The following is an 18,901-nucleotide window of genomic DNA, read 5'->3' on the forward strand; positions in this document are numbered from 1 at the left end:
TCACTCCCCTCAGCGAAAAGCGATGCCGTACTGCTCCCACGGACGGCACGGCCCCGTGAAAGTGTGCTCGACGACGCCGCGCCTGATCTCGAGCAGGCGCCGATCGCCGGCGGGCGGCCGGACCACGCGCTCGCGCTCGGTCTGCTCCGCGTACCACCAGCAGGCTTCGGGAACGCGGTCGTCGAACGTGATGCTGACGTTCAGCCCTCCGATCACCTTGCCCTCACCGTCGATGGCACCGGGCGCGATCCCATGATGGTCGACGTCGACATTGATCCACCGTCTCTCGCCGCCCAGGTCGTCGTCGCAGACGAGGGAGACGAACTCGTGCCGTTCTCCTTTGCGCAACGGCTTCGGGAAGCGCAGCACCGAAGTCTCGACGCGGCAACCGGCGATCGCCTTGACGCGGACCGGCTCCCGGCCACCGGCGGCATAGCCGTCGACGCCGTGTTCGCAGGCGACGACGGTTCGCACGGCCAGACGGCGGTGGACCCGCCCACGCCGCATTTCCACGTCCAGCAGCAAGCGTTCCAGGAACACAGGCTGCGCTCCCGCTCGTGACGACAAGAAGCTCCTCCTGACCGTGAAAGATCAGAACCGGCGAAGGCTTTCGCCGACCGTCGCACCCAAGGTGTACTAGTACACCACAAATGACCGTAACGTTCGACCGCCCGGGTCCGAACCACAGCGCGATGCCGTACTACGGATACGACTCCGGCACCGCGGTCGCCATCGGCGGCCGCCTGCTCGCGCCCGGAATCCCCTGGCACAGCGGATACGGCGAGATCAGCGAGCCCGGTTGGCGCCCGCCGCCGGTCCGCGTGGTCCGCCCAGGCGACAGGGCCGCGCGGCCGATCCGACGGGCCGTCTGGTCGTTTTGGAGCGTCCCGTACCGGCGCCGGCACGGCAGGCATTGGCCGAGCGACTTCTTCCACGCGTTGTCGTGGGTCCTGTCGTTCCGGCTCGCGTCCCGTCTCTTCCCGACGACGGCGCTGGTGACCGACGACTGGGGCCACGAACTGCTCGCCGGTCGGCTACGGCTGCCCTTCGACGACATCTCCCTGACACTGAACGGACTCGCCGGGCAGAACCCGTCTTGGTGGGCGCTCGGCAAGTTGCACGCGTACCGCGAGCAGCGCGAGCCGTTCCTGCACATCGACAACGACGTCTTCCTCTGGCCCGGATTCCCGGCGCAGGGGCTCGACGGCGAGGTCGTCGCACAGAATCCCGAGCACGCACCGGCTTCCGACGCGGGGTACTACCGCCCGGCGGCCGCCGCCGCGGCGATCCGGGGCACCGGCGGTTTCCTGCCGGAGGAATTCGACGACTACACCGGGGAAGCCGCGCTGTGCACCGGAATCGTCGGCGGCACGGCCGTTCCGCTTCTCCGCCGCTACGCCGATCTCGCCATCCGCATGGTCGAGTCCCCGGAGAACCGGACGGCCTGGCGACGGCTCGCGCCGCTCGAGGACTTCAACCTCGTCGTCGAGCAGTACCTTCTCGGCGCGCTCTGCTGGAGCGGCGGCCCCACCGACGTCCAATGCGTCTTCGCCTCGCAGGACGACGGCTATCGCGAGGACGATCGGAGATTCACCCATCTCATCGCTTCCGCGAAAAGCGATCTCCGATACATGCGTCGGCTCGCGGAGCGAGTGAGAAACCATTTTCCCGCCGACTTCGAGATCGTTCGACGCGAATTCGGCGATCAGTAACGATAGCGCGAAGAATACAACCTCTCGGAGCACGGAGCGTCTTTCCGGAAACAACTCTCCGGCAGGAGGTCGTCCCACGACCATCACCTTACGACGCGCGCTCGCCACCACCGTCCTGATGCTGACCGGCGCCATCGCCGCGGTCGTCCCGGCTTCCGCCGCGGCACCGCAGATCCCCACCATGACCGGGATCCGCACCGGCCAGAACACCGGCTTCGACCGGGTCGTGCTCGACCTGACCGCCGGCCCGGCTCCCGCCGTCCGCCACGACCTCGTCGACGAGTTGACCGCCGACGGTTCCGGCGAGATCGTCTGGCTGACCGGCGAATTCTTCATCGCGGTCACCGCGACCCCGGCCGCGGCGCACGACGACGCCGGGAATCCGACCTATCCCGGCCCACAGAAATTCCGGACCCGGAACCTGCGCAACGTCATGGCGGTCGCGGTCACCGGCGACTTCGAAGGCACCTTGTCCATCGGCCTCGGCGTCCGGTCGAGGACAGCGGTCAGCGTGTTCACCCTGACCTCACCGAACCGAGTCGTCATCGACGTCCGCCATTGATCACGAGCCGGGAATCCGTGAAGGCTTTTCGCCGTCCACCCCGTTTTCGGTGAACGAAATCCTTTTCGGATTCCCGCGGTGAAAATCACGTTCTGCCCCAAGGGGCGATTTTTCGGAAAATCAGGTATCTGCCGCCCCGGTTCGCGTTCCTTCCTTCCGTCAGCATCACCGCCGCTGCGAAGGAGAACCTCATGCCACGCAATCCCGACACCCCGTCCTTGGGCCCGGGTGGCGACAATCTCGAAGCGGGCCCGGGCAGTTCGGGCCTCGGAAGCTTCTCGAACAGTGAAATCGGCGAACTGGTCACCCAGGCCACCGAAACCATGGCCGCGTCCGGCGAGGACGCCGAGCGCAATTACCAGCGAAGCCTCGACCGGCTGCGCGAGCGCGCGGACGACGTCGTCCCCGCGCTCGGAGCACAGTACGACTCCTTGTCCGAGGAGCAGTACCTGGAGCGGTGGGGCCTGGTCCAGCTGCTCACCGACCTGAAGCACCCGGCCGCCGTTCCGATGCTGGAAAACGTGCTGCGCCAGCCGATCCCGCCGGAGCGTTCCGACGACCCCGCACACGGGATCAGCACGGTCGGCGAAGAGGTGATCATCCGCACCACCGCCGTGGAAGCGTTGGCGCGCTTGGCATCCGCCGGAGACAGCGCGGCAAAGGAGCTGCTTCTGCGCCAGGTCCGGCACGAGGTGTTCACGGTACGGCGCGCGGCGGTCCAGGCCATCGCCGAAACCGGGGACACCGAGCTCACCGCCCGGGTGCGCGAGGAGCTCGGCGGCACCGAGGACGAGCGCCTGCTGACCATCCGGCGGGTCGACGTCCGCGGCGTCCCGCAGGCCGTCGGCGGCCGGTACGTGAAGGACTCGCGGACCGACGACGTGCCGCCACCCTCCTGAACCACAACAAATTCCTTACTACAGACAGGTGATCTCCGATGGCCACTTGCAGCTACACCGTGCCCGACAAGAACGTGACCGGGGACAATTTCTACGGCGCCTCGATCTGCAACCAGACCTACATCGACTATTTCTGGAACACCTACGGTTTCGCGGGCAACAAGGACTACTGGGACGACGGCTTCGGCTGGGAAGACGCGTGCAACACCGACAAGCCGCTGGCCCGGACGTTCAACGCGTGCTACCTGCTGACCTATTCGGCGCAGGACTACCAGAACGACGCCTATTCCGGGGCGATGCTGAACTGGGCACGCCGCTACGTCCGCGACAACTGCGACGACCTCCGCTCGCTTTGCGGCGACGGCAGTGCGATCGCGCGCTCGTTCAAAGGGGCGTTCGTCGACGACCGGATCGAGTTGTACCTCGGTTTCTGGTACTCCAAGGACGTTCCCGGCCGCGCCGAGACGTTGATCCACGAATCCCGCCACCAGGGCGGGAAGCCGCACAACGCGAACTTCCCGGCGGGTTCGGTGTTCGGCGCCGGCAAGAGCGGCGCCGACTCCACCTGGGGCTACGAGGGCGCCTGGATGTACGGCGCGCTCTACCTGTGGTGGTTCTTCGCGCAGGGCGCCCGCACGACGTCGGCCTTGCGTGAACGAGCCCGCCAGCGCGGGAACCTCGTGATCGACAACGCCTTCGCGACCCATCCGGGCTTCACCATCTGAAGCACGACCGGCAAGGCCCTCTCGTACTGCAGACGAGAGGGCATGTCCGCGAAATACCTCGGATGACTGAACTTGTGTTCCGCTCATCGGGGCTTGACCACGATGATTTCTGCCGCAATCATCGGATCTCTCGGTAACCATGCCCTGGATGAGAGCGGATGGTCATGAGAGTGCACCGCGCCACCTGGCTCGCCCTGGTCCTCGCCCTGCTGGCGAGCCTGCTCACCACGACAGCCGCGAGCGCGGAGGTACACCATCCGAGGCAGAAGTGGCTGCGCGAAGCCACCGCCGGTCTCTTCCTCCATTGGGGCATGTTCACCGCGCCACGGCACACCGATTGCGCGGCGTGGGAACGCGCCGTCACCGACGGCGGCTGGAGCGCGGACTACTGGGTGGACGAGGCCCGCAAGCTGGGCGCCTCCTACATCGTGCTCGCCACCTTCCACAGCAGGCTGGGTTACGCGCGTCCGTGGCCGTCGGCGATCCCGGGCAGCTGCTCCACGCGCCGCGACCTCCTCGGCGAACTCGTCAAAGCGGGCAATGCCAAAGGCGTCCGGACGATCCTCTACATGACCGACGATCCCCAGTGGCACAAGGAGACCGGCGTCGAGTCCCTGGATTCCGCCGCGTACTCCGCCTACAAGGGCAAGCAGGTCGACCTGACGACCCGCCCTGGCTTCGGCGAGTACAGCTACGACCTCTTCCACGAGGTCATGGACCGGTACGCGGACCTGGCCGGGTTCTGGATCGACAACGACAACGACTACTGGGAGAAGAACCGGCTCTACGAACAGATCCGCGAGAAACGGCCGTCCTGGTTGCTGAGCAACAACAACGAGGACACCCCGATCATGGACACCGTCAGCAACGAGCAGAAGACCGGCATCACCCCGCCGTACGACTACCCGCAGGCCGCCTTCACCCCGATGCCGAGACTCACCGAGGCCGACTACAAGCTGCCGACCAACGGTGCCTGGTGGTACGACGGCACCGATCAGGCCGTCGACTTCCGGCTGTCCACCGGGCGCTACGTCACCAACGCGGGTTCGTCGATGAAGTCGCTGATGGCCGAAACCCCGATGGTGAACGGGAAGTTCCCGCCGCGACAGGAGGCGTACAACAACTTCATGGCGAGCTGGGTGCCCCCGATCAAGTCCTCCTTGACGGGCAAAGAGGGTGGCGGCTACCTGTACGGCGGGATGCAGCCAGGGTTCTGGAACGACGGCGCGCACGGCGTCATCACCGTCGAGCCCGGCGCGGGAACGCAGTACCTCCACGTGGTCACGCGGCCACGCACCGACCTGCTCCGGCTGCGCGACAACGGGTACAAGGTGACCAGGGTGTCCGACCTGCGCACGGGGAAGCCGATGCGCTTCAGCCAATCCGGCGGCTATCTGACCATTGTGGACATCAAGGACTGGGACACCTACGACACGGTGTTCAAGGTGGAAACGGCCGGGCAACGGTATTTCCACGACCCCCGCACGATCAAGGCGACGGCTTCGTCCGCACGTGACGGCCATCCGGCGTCGAACCTGATCGACGGGAACTTCGAGAACTACTGGGACGCCGACGGCAAGCAGCCGGTTTCGCTGATCTTGGACCTCGGCAGGCGGCGGACCGCCACCTACCTCGCGGTGAACCAGCGTGAGATGTCGCCGACGCACGCGCGCGAATCGTTCGGCAGGCCGGAGGATTCGGCGCGGATCAAGGACTATCGCGTCTACGTCAGTGACGACGGGCGGAACTGGGGTCAACCGGTCCGCACCGGCGCGATGCCGAGCGCCCGCGGCGTGCAGTTCGTCGACTTCGGCGAGCGGCAGACCCGGTTCGTCAAACTCGAGGTGCTGAACACCTGGTCCGGGCCGCAGGCGAAACCCTTCTTCAAGCAGCTGGCGATCGACGAGATCAAGGTGGCGTACGGCTACCCGAGTTCTGTACTGGGCGCCCAGGTTCCGCTGGAGGCCGAGTCCTTCCGCAACGACCACGACGGCCGCGCCCGGCTCGGCCCTTGCTCGTCCTGTTCCGGTTCGTTCCACGTCACCGGGCTGGGTGGCGGCGAACGCAACTCGGTCACCTTCCCGGACGTGACCGCCGCCGAGGCCGGAAATCACCGGCTTCAGCTCGACACCACGGGCGGTCCCGCGAGCTCGGTGGCGGTAAGTGTCAACGGTGGCGCCAAGGTCGAGACCGCGATCGACGCCGGAACACCGGGAATCGTGACCTCGACGGCGATCCCCGTCGAGCTGAAGGCCGGCGCCAACACCGTCAAGGTGTTCAGCGACGCCACCTCGGGGCCTGGCCTCGATCGGATCGCGGTCGCTCCCCTGCCACCGTCGTCCTACACGCCGAAAACGACGCTGACCGTCGAACCGGGCGGCGTCCAGTGGCTCGCGCCGGGCAAGCAGTCCCTTCAGGTGACCGCGAAGCTGCGGCTCGACGCCGACGACACGATCGAGCGGGTCAGCCTCGCACCCGTGGTCCCGGCGGGCTGGACCTTGCAGGGTGCTCCTGCCAAGGCGGCATCGATGCGGGTCGGGAACGAGCTCGAAGCCTCCTGGACCCTGATCTCCCCCGAGGGTGTCACCGCGGCCGACATCCCGGTCACCGCGTCGTTCACCCTGCTCGGCCGGGCTCTGGCGGTGAGCAAACCCGTGCGGGTGAGCCCGCGACCGGCGGACCGGGTCTTCATGCGGGAGGCCGAAGACTCGGCGAACGACGTCGGCGACGCGGGCGTCACGAACTGCGGGGCGTGCTCGGGCGGGCAGAAGGTCCGCAACATCGGCGGCGACCCGGGCTCGTTCGTCCGGTTCGACGACGTCATCGTGCCCGAGACCAGGCGCTACACCCTCCACGTCGACTTCACCGTCAACGGGCCGCGCTCGTACTTCGTCACGGTCAACGGCGGTGCGCCGATCGAGGTGAAGGTCGACGGCGCCGGCAACAACACCCAGCTCACGACGTCGTTGCCGGTCGAGCTGAAGGCGGGGTCGAACACGATCAAACTGCACAACGACCACGCGTCCGCGCCGGATCTCGATCGGCTGTCACTGGGATGAGGTACCGGCTTGACCCTCTCCCCGGGAGAGGGTTCAGGCTGGTCCCATGACGACCTTGATGCCGATCGGCGTGTTCGCGCACGCCACCAGGCTGTCGGTCCGCGCGCTGCGGAATTACGACCGGATCGGGCTGCTGGTACCCGCCAGCATCGACCCCGGCACCGGGTACCGCCGGTATTCGCTCGACCAGTTCGCCCGCGCGGGCCTGATCCGGCGGCTGCGGGAACTGGAGGTGCCGCTGGCGGAGATCGCCGCCATCCTGGACGCGGGCGACCCGGACGAGGTGAGGGCCGCGGTCAAACGGCATCACGACCGCGTGGCGGCGCGGGCCGCGGAGCTCGCGGCGATCATCGACGGGCTCGGCTCCGTGCTCGCCGAACCGACGCGGTGGCTGCACGTCTACGAACGTGTGCGAGAACCGCAATCGATCGCCCGGCTGGCGATCCGGACCCCGTTGAGCGGGCTGGCCGGGCTGATCGGACCCGCGTACGGCCGGCTGTTCGCGGCGCTCGGCGCGCAAGGGGTCGCGCCGTCCGGACCGCCGGGAACCCGTTACCTCACCGGCGATCCCGACGAGCTGACCGTCGAACTGTTCGTCCCGGTCGACGGGCCGGTGCGCGACGACGGGGAGATCGGTCCCGCCGAGCTGCCCGGCGGGCTGCTCGTGGCGACGATCCACGAGGGCGGCTACGAAGACGTCGAGGCCGCGTACCGATCTCTCGGCCGTTGGATCGCCGAGCGCGACCGCGTCCCGGCCGGGCCCGCTGAAGAGCTGTATCTGGTGGCACCGGGACCGGGCGTCGCGTCCGAGGCCTACCGCACCGAGGTCGCCTGGCCGGTGGCCTCGTGATCATCGAGGGAATCGCGGCCACGGGCGGGGAGCACTGCGAGACCAGCACGCTCGGCGTCCTCCTGCGGCACGCCGGTGTCGAGCTGTCCGAGCCGATGCTGTTCGGGCTCGGGGAAGGTCTGGGCTTCGTCTACTGGGACGGGAAGAACCTGCCGTTCCCGTTCCTCGGGGGGCGCAGCAAACCCGCCGAGATCACGCGGAAGCTGACCGATCGGCTCGGATTGTCCTTGCGGGTCAAGGAAACGACGTCGGTGCGCACGGCGTGGCGGAACGTGGCCGAGGAGATCGACGCCGGGGTGCCCGTCGGCCTGCAACTCGACTCGTACCACCTGGAGTACTTCACGTCGAAGGTCCATTTCGGCGGGCATTTCGCCGCCTTGTACGGCTATGACGACGAGCGTGCTCTTCTCGTCGACACGGCCCAGCAGGGTGGGGCCGTGTCGACATCACTGGAGAGCCTCGAACGCGCCCGCGGGGAGAAGGGCCCGATGACGGCGAAGAACCGCTCGTTCACCATCGGTGTCGACGCGCCTCTCGTCCCGCTCGCCGACGCCATCCGGACGGCGGTCCGGGCCAACGCGGCGGAGTTCCTGAATCCGCCCATCGCGAACCTCGGGTATCGCGGGATCGGCAAGGCGGCCGTCCAGGTACGGAAATGGTTGGAGCGCAGCACCGATCCGGCGCGCGACCTGCCACAGGCCGCCATGCTGATGGAGCGGGCGGGGACCGGCGGCGCGCTGTTCCGCCGGATTTACCGCGACTTCCTCGACGAATGCCTGCCCCTGGTCGAGGACACCGGCCTCCGCACCGCGTATGAGAAATACCGCACGATCACTCCACTATGGACAGAAGTCGCAGGATTGTTCACGCGGGCCGGGGAAACAGGCGACGTCGGCCAGCTGGACGACGCCTCCGCCCTCCTGTCCGAGCTGGCCAGGCTCGAACAGGAGGCGATGACGGCGCTCGCGACCGTTCAGCGTGTGCGTTCGTAGGGCAGTTTCTCCCCCGCTTCCACCGCGAACGGCAGATCGTTGCCCGCCGGCGGCAGCGGGCACGTGGCGAAGTCCGTGAACGCGCACGGCAGATTCGTCGCGCGGGTGAAGTCGAGGACGACCGACCCGTCCGCCGCCGGCGGCGGCACCGCGAGCGACCGGTTCGCCGCGTAGGTGGTGACGCCGCTCGTGGCATCGGTGAAGAGGATGAGCAGGCCGTCCTTCTTGCCGTTGAACGCGGTGAGCTCGTGCTCCGCGCCGTCGTGCTCGAAACGCACGATGCCCGGCGAGACGTAGACGTGGCTGAGCCCTTCGACGACCGCTCCGACCGTGGTCGGCCGCGGCTCGTCGAAGGGCTCGAAAGTCCCGGACAGCACCCAGGCCGCGTCGGGCTCGTATGCCGGGACACCACGGAAAGCGTTCAGCACCGGTGCCTTCGGGTCGTGCGTCCGGATCAGGTACCCGCCGCGGCGAGCCACCTCGATCTCGATGTCGCCGGCGACGACCCTGGTGGTCGCGCCGCTGTTGACCAGTTCGAAGCGACGGACACCGGTGACCCGCTCACCGTCATGCGAGAGATCGGCGCCTTGCGGGTCGAGGTACGCCGCGTCGGCGTCCTGCCACCACAGGCCGGGCAGCCCGTCGTACGCACGCGGCTTGTCCTCAAGCCAGTCGAGGGATACCAGGGCGAGCCAGCCGAGCGGATCGGCGAGATCGCGCTCGCGCTGGGTCTTCCAGTCCTGCCAGTCGTGCGTGAACGTGTCCAGGCTTGTGCTCATCGCCGATCCCTTCCGTGACCTTGCTCGTTCCCCCTGGTCAACGGACTGGCGGCGGCGATATTTCCCGTCCCGGAATGTGGTCGCCCGTGACACCCTCCTCGGCCGAGACCAGCTCGGCGATCGGCGCGAAGAAGGCCTTGATCCCGGGCAGGTTGGCGCCCTTCTCCCTGGACGCCGCGAAATCCTCGGAGGAACGCCACCACACGACGTCGAGCCAGGTGTCGTCGTCGACCCGGATCAACTGGGCGTCGAGAAACCCTTCCCGATCGGCCCGGAAGTCGGCAATCATCGCGGGGCGGGCCTGGAGGAGTTCGTCCGCGCGGTCGGCGGGGACTTTGAAGCGGGTCAGTTCCACCGTGGTCGTGGCGCCTGTTTCTGTGGTGCTTGTCGTCATGAGGTGGATGTTAGGCGACTGCTGTTCGCGTTCGGTCGACTACTCGCTTTGCTCAATGCCCCGCATTTAGTCGACTAAATGCGCAGGTTGGCTTCGCAGGGTGATTCGGCATTGGCGACTGTTTCACTCTTCGGTGTTGTTCGCGCGCTTTCGCTGATTGCTTAAAATTACGAACACGCGTTCGATTCATTGGTGTATTCTGGAGTCGTGTCCGAGACCTTCCTCCCCGAGTTGCCGCAAGAGTTGTGGCGCGCCGGCAAGCTGGAGCTTGCCCATGGTGTGCAGCAGTCGTTGCAGGTGATCCGGATGGCGACCGCTTGTCTGGGGCGGTTTCTTGCGGAGATCGAGTCTCGTGGCGCCAAGGACTTGTACGGGTATGGCAGCACGGCAAGCTGGCTCGCGGATCTGGCCGGGCTATCGCGCGGCGAAGCGGGCGCGATCGTGAAGCGCGCGATCGCCTTGAACCCGACGCGCGCTTTAGACGGCACGGAGGTTCCACCTCTCGCGCCGGCGACTGCCGCGGTGGCGGCTCAGGGGTTGGTCGGGGATGAGCGGATCGATCAGATCCTGGAGATCTTGAAGAAACTCCCTTCCGACATTTCGGCTGAGGATCGGGCGGCTGCGGAGCAGATCCTCGGCGATCTTGCCCCGAACGCCGGACCCCGCCAGCTCTCGGAAGCCGAGGCGAACCTGCTGGGCTTGCTGGATCCAGACGGCAACGAACCCAAAGACCCCGAACCCAAAGAACCACGCCGGGAAATCACCCTGGAACGACGCAGAGACGGGTTCTGGAAACTCACCGGGCTGCTGGACAACGAGACCGGCGCCCGCACCGCCGCCGCGCTGGAGGCGTATGCCCAGCCCCGGCCCGTCGACGAATTCGGGCAAGCCGACCTGCGGATGAAATGCGAACGCCTCGGCGACGCCTGGGCCGAACTGCTCGACCTGGCCATCGCCTGCCCCGACCAACCCGGCACCAGCGGCTACCGCACCCTGGTGAACGTCACCATCGGACTCGAGGAACTCAAAACCGGCCTCGGCACCGCCTGCCTGGACTTCGTCGGCACGATGACCGCACGGGAAGCACGGCTCGCGGCCTGCGACTGCCTCATGCTGCCGGTCGTGATGAGCGCCGCCGGGGAGCCCCTCGATGTGGGACGGCTCAGGCGGTTCGTCACACCGGGCCAGAGGCGGGCGTTGAACATCCGCGACGGGGGTTGCGCGTTCCCCGGCTGCCATCGGAAACCGAAGAATTGCCACGCCCATCATATTGAGCACTGGGTGGACGGCGGACCGACGGATCTGCGGAATCTCGTGCTGCTGTGCGGATTCCACCACCGCCTGATCCACCACGGCGACTGGGAAGTACGGATGGCCGTTGATGGGCGACCGGAATTCATTCCACCCCAGTACCGGGATCCGCTCCGACAACCCCGGCGCAACACCCTGCACCACCGCTGAACACCCGAGGAGCCCGTCGGCCACACCGGCGACGGGCTCCTCATCATGCCTAAAACCGTTCAGTACCGGCGGAAACCCGCAGATCGATTGCGCCGTTCGGGCGTATTGGCGCATGAGTCCTCGATTATTCCGCAGAGCCCGGAGCAAGATCACCGTTCCGGACTTGGGAGGGGACGGAACGCATGGTCAGGATGGTGGGCGGCAAACCGCGCCCTTTCGGGAACGACAAGCCGAAAAAAGGAGCAGCTGTCGCTGCAGCGGCCGTGGTCAGCGGCGGCGCACTGGCTGTCGGAGCCGCCACCAACACCATAGGCGGAGGCACCGCCGCCTCCCTGGATTCCGCCGCGAGCCAAGCCCTCAAGGGCAAAAGCTCCAGTAAGAAATCCGCCAAGAAAGGCCTTCATTCCGAATCATGGCAACGTCTTGGCTGGCGTCAGCTCAAGAAGACCGCCAGACGAGAACTCGAATGCGGACCGCATTCCTTCGGTGAAGTCCAGCGCTTCTTCCTGCGCCATCCTTGCGTCGATCTCGACCGCATGCTGATCGTCGTCGACGACAGCGCCGGAAACACCATCACCGTCTCCGTCGCGTGGGTGGAGATGCCGAAGGCAAAGGAGGCGAGCGACCTGAAACGGCTCGTCGACAAGGACGGCACTGGCAATGTCATTCTCTTCGGCGAGGCGCCGCCGGGGAGCCGCTACACCGGCAAGAACTACGACTCTCGCCAGGCCAAGAAGCTGGTCGTGATCGCCGAATCCGCGCCGGCCTCCGGACGGCCGAGCGAAGCGACGCTTGAAACGGCCGTCGATGTCGCCGTCGAGTTCCCCGCACCTTGAACCACCACCGACGAACGGAACGCATGTGAGCAGAAGCGACCATTCCAGAAGGCGACTCGAAAACCAAGCCAGTCAAATGCTCGAGAGAACCTTCACCGGTCTGGACTCACTACAACGCAACGTGCTCACCGCCCTGCTCAGCCGGACCGGTACGGGCTGGCGGCTCATGGTCAAGGCGGCGCTGCCGTCGGGGGACAGCCGGAGCGCGGACGCCTTCCTGATCGGGCAGACCGGCGTTTTCGCTCTCCTGATCTCGGACAAGAGGCCTGATTTCGAGACCGCGAACCAGATCCTGCGCCATGCGAAAGAACGCTTTGCCGGTATCCCCGGACCACGGGGCCGTTCCCTGGCCGAAAGCGCTATCCACCTCGCGGTGATCGGCCAGGGCGCGGGCGATCCCCGTCAGGACGGCGTCCACTGGTCTCTGACCGAGTCGAGCCTCGGCCGGATTTTCCGGCGGGACGCGCTCCATCTCGACAAACGGTCGGTCGCCGTCATCGCGGAGCAAGCGGAACGACGGCTGCGCGGCTACCGGACCCTGGCCGTCCCGCAGCCGGACCGCGAGCCGAGCACGGGAGGGCTGCTAGAGGTCACCGAACTGATCGAGGACCAACTCGGAGCAGCCCAGCGACGTCCGTTCGATTCGTGGCTCACCTTCCTGCATCCGCAACAGAACGCGATCGTCAAGCGGGACTACTCGGGGCCTGCGCGGATCAGTGGCCCGGCGGGGACCGGCAAGACTGTCGTCGCTCTCCACCGGCTCAGGCATCTGGCCCGGCTCAACACCGGGCCGCTGCTGTTCACCACCTACGTCCACACGCTGCCCTCGGTGATCAAGACCGCCTTCGACAGGCTCGCACCCGAGCTGGACGGTCGCGTCGAGTTCACGAACCTGCACGCCTGGGTCCGCCGGTTCCTCGCCGAGCGCGAAGTGCCCGTGCGGGTGGATCGACGCAAGATCGACACGGCGTTCAGCTTCGCTTGGATGGCCCACCGCGAGAAGTTGCAGGTCATCGAGCCGAGCGTCGACTATTGGCGCACGGAACTGGACCGGGTGATCAAGGGCAGGGGCATCGCGACGCTTGCCGGCTACGTCGCGGTCCAGCGGCGTGGACGGATCCTCCGGCTCGACGCGAACCAGAAAGCCCACGTCTGGGACCTTTATGAGCACTACCAGCGAGGACTGGCCGAGAGGGCCGTGCACGACTACAACGACCTGATCGAGCTCGGCCGCACCGAACTCGCGAAGCGGCCGCTCGAAACGCCGTATGCGGGAGTCGTCGTCGACGAGGTGCAGGACATCCCGCTGTGCGGGCTGCGACTGCTGCGCGACCTGGCCGGTGACGGCCCGAACCGGCTACTGCTGGTCGGAGACGGTCAGCAGCAGGTCTACCCCGGCGGCTGGCGACTGTCCGACGCCGGCATCCCCGTCCAGGGCCGCGGCGAGATCCTGAAGGTGAACTACCGCAACCGTGCCGAGGTTCTGGGTTTCGCGCGACGTTTCGACGCGACGAACCGGGTCGACGATCTCGACGGCGCCGACGGGATCGCGCTCCGGGCGGCCGAGTCCGCCAGCGAGGGCGGCACGACCGAAACCTGGCGGGGCACGTCCGGAGAACTGACCGGCGCGCTGGTCGAAGCGGTCCGGAAACTGCCGGCGCGCCTTGACCATTCGGCGCTGATCGTCTTCCACCACAAGGATCTCGGTCGATGCTTCGAGATCCTGCGTGCGGCCGGGATTCCCACGCTGGCGCTGGAGCACTACACCGGTGCGGCCGACGGCAAGCTCAAGGTCGGCACTGTGCACCGGGCGAAGGGGTTGGACTTCGAGGCCGTGCTGGTACTGCAGAACACCCACGAGAGTGTGACCGGCAGCCAGGCCGAAGAGGAGCGCCGTGAGTTGCGCGGCAGACAGCATCTCGTCGCGGCGACGCGGGCCCGTGACTTCCTCTGGTGGGGCGTGCTCGACGACACCGCGCCCGAGCAGGCCGATGAGCCGGCGAAAGCCGTGGAAGCCGAAGAGGACTGCGTCCACGACATGCCGATCTCTTGGTGCTCGTTGTGCCGTAAGCCGCCACCGAACGTCCTCTCCCATGGCTTCCGGACCTCCGGGGGAAGCGCGTATCACAACGACCCGGACTGCACTTGGCTGCGCAAGGGCCAGGGTCGCGCGCATCGGCAGGGCATGAACGTCCACGATGTCACGCGCCTCGCCTGGGGTTCCGTCGCCCCAGGCGAGCTCGAACCGTGCGAGTTCTGCTGCAGTCCACAATGGATGCGACGGCACGGCCACTGATCGAAGAGGACTCCCCATGAACGAACAGACCGACCTGCCGCCCGGCATCGGCAACCCGGCGACCCGCGCCTTCACCGGCGCCGGCTACACGCGGCTGGAGCACTTCACCCGTGCCACCGAAGCCGAACTCGCGAGCCTGCACGGCGTCGGCCCCAAAGCGCTCCGCATCATCCGCGAAGCGCTGGAAACACGAGGTCAAGCATTCAAACCCACCGACTAAATTTTTTGTCTTGACAACTTCAACCATCGGACGGTTAGCTGGGCGCAGCACACCGACCGAAGGAGTTCCAGTCATGGCCAAGTTCGCGAACGTCGACGACTACATCGCCGCCCTGCCGGAGAACCTGCGCGAAGTCGCCACCGCGTTGCGCCCGATCGTCAACGCCACCCTCCCGGGCTCCATCGAGGCGATGTATCACGCGTCCCCGACTTGGAGCGCCGGTGAAGCCGCCGGAAAGAACCTCGTCTGCTTGCTGAAGGCCTACTCGTCGTACGTCACCTTCGCCTTGTGGAAGGGTCAGCTCGTCGACGACGAGTCCGGCAGGCTGCAGGCGAGCGCGCGGGAGATGGCGCACGTCAAACTGCGCTCCGTCGAGGACATCGACGCCGATCTGTTCACCGGCTGGCTCAAGCAGGCGCGAGACCTCGAAATCACCGCGGCGGCGCGATGACACAATCGGCGGCGTGCCTGTGATCACCGACGAGTCCCGTTGCCCCTGCGGCCTTGGCGAGCCCTACGGCGCGTGCTGCGGCCGCTTCCACCGGGGAGCCGCGACCGCGCCGACCGCCGAACTCCTGATGCGGTCGCGGTTCAGCGCGTTCGCCGTCGGCGACACCGGATACCTCACGAAGACCTGGCATCCGAAGACCAGGCCGGCCGACCTGGAGCTCGATCCCGGGCAGCGCTGGACGTTCCTGGAGATCCTCGGCAAGACGGGCGGCGGACTGCTGGAACAAGAGGGCACCGTGGAGTTCCGGGCCCACTACCGGCAGGACCGCCGGGCGGACAGCATGCACGAGAACAGCCATTTCGTCCGCGTTGACGGGCAGTGGAGCTACGTGGCGCCCGTCGGCTGAGTCCGGCGCAAGGGTCTGTTCTCCGCGCCACGAGGCGGCTACTATCTCCCCCAATATTGTTAGGGAACTTTCTTAACGATTTCGCCAAGGTCCGCCGCCGTGTGCCCGAGGAGGCGCGCTCGTGAGTTTTCGGCAGAAGAGAACCCGGATCCCATTACTGGCCTTGACCGTCACCGCGCTGGCCGCCGCGGTCTGCGGGGTGACCACCGCCCCTGCCGCCACCGGCGCGGAGGTGGCCGTCGCGGGTAACGCCACCCCGATCCCCGGTTACGTGATCCAGTCTTCGGCGCAGGTCAGCGACGACTCGGCGGTGTCGAAGCCGGGCTTCCCCACCGCCGGCTGGTACCCGGTGTCGTCCCGCTCGACGGTCTACGCCGGCTTGCTGCAGAACGGCAAGTACGCCGACCCGTTCTACTCGACGAACATGAAGAACGTCCCGACCGCGCAGTTCTCGGTGCCGTGGTGGTACCGGACCGACCTGAACGTCGAGGACACCTCGAAGCGCACGTACCTCGACTTCAGCGGCGTGCTCTCCAAGGCCGACGTCTGGGTCAACGGCACCAGGATCGCGACGAAGGACCAGGTCAACGGCGCCTACACCCGCCACGACCTGGACATCACTTCGCACGTGCGCCAGGGCGTCAACAGCGTCGCGTTCAAGGTCTACCCCAACGACCCGAACAACGACCTCTCGATGGGCTGGATCGACTGGGCGCAGACCCCGCCGGACCAGAACATGGGCATCGTGCGCGACGTCCTCGTGCGGCGCAGTGGCGCGGTCGCCCTGCGCAGCGCCCACGTGGTCCAGAAGCTGAACTCCTCGCTCGACCACGCCGACCTCACGGTGAAGGCCGACGTCCGCAACGACTCGGCGAACGCGGTGCAGGCCACCGTCGCCGGCACGGTCGCGGGCAAGCCGGTCACCCAGACGGTCTCGCTGGCCGCCAAGGAACGCAAGACCGTGACGTTCCCGGTGGTCGGTCTCGACAAGCCGAACCTCTGGTGGCCCGCCGGGATGGGCGGCCAGCACCGGTACGAACTCGACCTGACCGCGAGCGTCGGCGGCACGCCGTCCGACGCCTCGAAGTCGAAGTTCGGTGTCCGCGACGTCAAGGCACCGCTGAACTCCAGCGGCGGGCGGCAGTACAGCGTCAACGGCAAGCCGCTGCTGATCCGCGGCGGCGGCTACACACCGGACCTGTTCCTGCGCTGGAACGAGACCGCGGCGGCCGACAAGCTCAAGTACGTGCTGAACCTCGGGCTCAACACGGTCCGGCTGGAAGGCCACATCGAGCCGGACGAGTTCTTCGACCTCGCCGACGACCTCGGCGTGCTGACCATGCCCGGCTGGGAATGCTGCGACAAATGGGAAGGGCACGTCAACGGCGAGGAGAAGGGCGAGCCCTGGGTCGAGTCGGACTACCCGATCGCCAAGGCGTCGATGTTCTCCGAGGCCGAGCGCCTGCGTGACCACCCGAGTGTCATCTCGTTCCACATCGGCAGCGACTTCGCGCCGGACCGGCGGATCGAGCAGGGTTACCTCGACGCGATGAAGGCCGCCGACTTCACCCTCCCGGTGATCCCGTCGGCGTCGAAGCGGCCGTCCCCGATCACCGGCGCGTCCGGCATGAAGATGAACGGCCCGTACGACTACGTCCCGCCCGTCTACTGGTACGACAAGTCGCAAAAGGACCGTGGCGGCGCGTGGAGCTTCAACTCCGAGACGAGCGCGGGCGTCGACATCCCGACGATGGACACGTTGAAGCGGATGATGTCGGACAGTGAGCTGGAAACGATGTGGAAGGACCCGTCGGCACCCCAGTACCACCGTTCTTCGTCGACGACGTTCGCGAACCTGAAGCTCTTCGCCACCGCGCTGACCAAGCGCTACGGCGCTCCCGCCGACCTGAACGACTTCGTGCGGAAGGCTCAGCTCGCGCAGTACGAGAACGTCCGCGCGGAGTTCGAGTCGCACTCGCGCAACTACACCGACTCGACCAACCCGTCGACCGGGTTGATCTACTGGATGCTCAACAGCCCGTGGACCTCGCTGCACTGGCAGCTGTTCGACGCCTACATGGACCAGAACGGCGCCTACTACGGGGCGAAGAAGGCCAACGAGCCGCTGCACATCCAGTACTCGCACGATAATCGCTCGGTCGTGGTGCTCAACCAGACGTCGAACGCGGTGAGCGGGCTGACGGCGACCACGAAGCTGTACAACCTCGACGGCACCGAGAAGTACAGCAACACCAAGACCGGGCTGTCGGTCGGCGCGCTGGGCGCCAAGGCCACCGCGGTCACCGTCCCGGCGGTGAGCGGGCTGTCGAACACCTACCTGGCGAAGCTGGTGCTCACCGACTCGTCCGGCAAGGAGGTCAGCCGCAACGTGTACTGGCTCTCCACCAAGGCCGACACGCTGAACTGGGGCGGCAGCGACTGGTACTACACCCCCCAGTCGGGCTACGCCGACCTGACCGGGCTGAAGAACCTCGGGCAGTCCGCCGTCAGCGCGACGGCGAAGTCCGTGGCCGGTGCCGACGGCACCACCACGACCACCGTGACGCTGAAGAACACCTCGGGCGGCAAGCTCCCGGCGTTCTACGTCGACTCGAAGGTCGTGGACGCCGCGGGCAAGCCGGTGCTTCCGGTGGAGTGGAACGACAACGCGGTGAGCCTGTGGCCGGGTGAAACGACCACGCTGACCGCGAAGTACCGCACGGCCGATCTCAAGGGCTCCAAGCCTTCGGTACGCGTCTCGGGCTGGAACACCGGTACGCAGACCGTTCCGGCGGACGGCTCCGGCCCGAGCGACCCGGTCGACTACCAGGCCGAGGACGCCTCGATCGTCCAGGGCGCGGTGGAGTCCAACCACGCCGGGTTCACCGGCTCCGGGTTCGTCAACTACGACAACGTCGCGGGCAGCTCGGTCGAGTGGACGGTGAACGTGCCGTCCGCGGGCACCTACGACGTCGTCGTCCGTTATGCGAACGGCACGACGTCGAACCGGCCGCTCGACTTCTCCGTCAACGGTTCGATCAGCGCGTCCGGTGTCGGCTTCGGTGGCACCGGGGCCTGGCCGAACTGGACGACCAGAACCGTCAAGGTCACGCTGGCGACGGGAGTGAACAAGATCAAGGCGGTCGCCACCACGGCGAACGGCGGCCCCAACATCGACAAGATCACGCTCTAGCCCGGGAGTCGCCTGAGAGGGCCCCCTTCGCCGCCCGGCGAAGGGGGCCTTTCGGTGTCCGGCGTG

General features: G+C 67.0%; 17 protein-coding genes. 14 read left to right on the forward strand and 3 right to left on the reverse strand.

Features of this window, described 5'->3' with window-relative positions; genetic code table 11:
- Positions 1-9: 9 nt before the first annotated feature.
- Complete coding sequence (locus tag ACOCEP_RS37065; RefSeq protein ID WP_482334346.1) at positions 10-540, reverse strand: hypothetical protein; 531 nt, start codon at positions 538-540, stop codon at positions 10-12.
- Between the two features lie 110 nt (positions 541-650).
- Here ACOCEP_RS37065 and ACOCEP_RS37070 point away from each other — a divergent pair, with 110 nt between their 5' ends.
- From ACOCEP_RS37070 to ACOCEP_RS37100, 7 genes are all read left to right on the forward strand, one after another.
- Positions 651-1,712 carry a DUF6734 family protein gene (locus tag ACOCEP_RS37070; protein WP_482334348.1) on the forward strand — a complete coding sequence of 354 codons (1,062 nt, stop codon included), beginning with the start codon at positions 651-653 and terminating at the stop codon, positions 1,710-1,712.
- Between the two features lie 118 nt (positions 1,713-1,830).
- On the forward strand, positions 1,831-2,274 hold the full coding sequence (locus ACOCEP_RS37075) for an AMIN-like domain-containing (lipo)protein (RefSeq protein WP_482334350.1): 444 nt from the start codon (positions 1,831-1,833) through the stop codon (positions 2,272-2,274).
- Positions 2,275-2,465: 191 nt separating this feature from the next.
- Positions 2,466-3,173 (forward strand): HEAT repeat domain-containing protein, encoded by a 708-nt coding sequence (locus ACOCEP_RS37080; protein WP_482334352.1) that lies wholly within the window; start codon positions 2,466-2,468, stop codon positions 3,171-3,173.
- A gap of 38 nt (positions 3,174-3,211) precedes the next feature.
- Complete coding sequence (locus ACOCEP_RS37085) at positions 3,212-3,898, forward strand: hypothetical protein (RefSeq protein ID WP_482334354.1); 687 nt, start codon at positions 3,212-3,214, stop codon at positions 3,896-3,898.
- A 158-nt stretch (positions 3,899-4,056) separates the two neighbouring features.
- Entirely contained in the window at positions 4,057-6,957 is a 2,901-nt protein-coding gene (locus tag ACOCEP_RS37090; RefSeq protein ID WP_482334356.1) for a discoidin domain-containing protein, read from the forward strand.
- A gap of 46 nt (positions 6,958-7,003) precedes the next feature.
- Positions 7,004-7,807 carry a MerR family transcriptional regulator gene (locus tag ACOCEP_RS37095; protein ID WP_482334358.1) on the forward strand — a complete coding sequence of 268 codons (804 nt, stop codon included), beginning with the start codon at positions 7,004-7,006 and terminating at the stop codon, positions 7,805-7,807.
- Complete coding sequence (locus ACOCEP_RS37100; protein WP_482334359.1) at positions 7,804-8,799, forward strand: BtrH N-terminal domain-containing protein; 996 nt, start codon at positions 7,804-7,806, stop codon at positions 8,797-8,799. The genes ACOCEP_RS37095 and ACOCEP_RS37100 overlap by 4 nt, the downstream gene beginning before the upstream one ends.
- On the opposite strand, the gene ACOCEP_RS37105 is transcribed toward ACOCEP_RS37100, so the two are convergent.
- Positions 8,781-9,578 carry a DUF1684 domain-containing protein gene (locus ACOCEP_RS37105; protein ID WP_482334361.1) on the reverse strand — a complete coding sequence of 266 codons (798 nt, stop codon included), beginning with the start codon at positions 9,576-9,578 and terminating at the stop codon, positions 8,781-8,783. The genes ACOCEP_RS37100 and ACOCEP_RS37105 overlap by 19 nt on opposite strands.
- Before the next feature lie 37 nt (positions 9,579-9,615).
- Positions 9,616-9,933, reverse strand: a complete 318-nt coding sequence (locus ACOCEP_RS37110) for a putative quinol monooxygenase (RefSeq protein WP_482334363.1) — start codon at positions 9,931-9,933, stop codon at positions 9,616-9,618.
- 246 nt (positions 9,934-10,179) lie between these two features.
- Between ACOCEP_RS37110 and ACOCEP_RS37115 the strand changes: the two genes are divergently transcribed.
- The 7 genes from ACOCEP_RS37115 (at position 10,180) to ACOCEP_RS37145 (ending at position 18,835) form a co-directional block, all read left to right on the forward strand.
- On the forward strand, positions 10,180-11,433 hold the full coding sequence (locus ACOCEP_RS37115) for an HNH endonuclease signature motif containing protein (RefSeq protein WP_482334364.1): 1,254 nt from the start codon (positions 10,180-10,182) through the stop codon (positions 11,431-11,433).
- Positions 11,434-11,615: 182 nt separating this feature from the next.
- A complete protein-coding gene (locus ACOCEP_RS37120) occupies positions 11,616-12,269 on the forward strand; it encodes a hypothetical protein (protein ID WP_482334366.1) in 654 nt (217 codons plus the stop codon).
- Positions 12,270-12,345: 76 nt separating this feature from the next.
- Complete coding sequence (locus ACOCEP_RS37125) at positions 12,346-14,565, forward strand: UvrD-helicase domain-containing protein (protein WP_482334367.1); 2,220 nt, start codon at positions 12,346-12,348, stop codon at positions 14,563-14,565.
- 16 nt (positions 14,566-14,581) lie between these two features.
- Positions 14,582-14,785 carry a helix-hairpin-helix domain-containing protein gene (locus ACOCEP_RS37130; protein ID WP_482334369.1) on the forward strand — a complete coding sequence of 68 codons (204 nt, stop codon included), beginning with the start codon at positions 14,582-14,584 and terminating at the stop codon, positions 14,783-14,785.
- 73 nt (positions 14,786-14,858) lie between these two features.
- Positions 14,859-15,236, forward strand: a complete 378-nt coding sequence (locus ACOCEP_RS37135; RefSeq protein WP_482334371.1) for a DUF1801 domain-containing protein — start codon at positions 14,859-14,861, stop codon at positions 15,234-15,236.
- A gap of 19 nt (positions 15,237-15,255) precedes the next feature.
- Positions 15,256-15,642 carry a YchJ family protein gene (locus ACOCEP_RS37140; RefSeq protein ID WP_482339893.1) on the forward strand — a complete coding sequence of 129 codons (387 nt, stop codon included), beginning with the start codon at positions 15,256-15,258 and terminating at the stop codon, positions 15,640-15,642.
- A 121-nt stretch (positions 15,643-15,763) separates the two neighbouring features.
- Positions 15,764-18,835 (forward strand): glycosyl hydrolase 2 galactose-binding domain-containing protein, encoded by a 3,072-nt coding sequence (locus ACOCEP_RS37145; RefSeq protein WP_482334373.1) that lies wholly within the window; start codon positions 15,764-15,766, stop codon positions 18,833-18,835.
- The last annotated feature ends 66 nt before the right edge of the window (positions 18,836-18,901 follow it).

This window comes from Amycolatopsis sp. CA-211722, assembly GCF_056828465.1.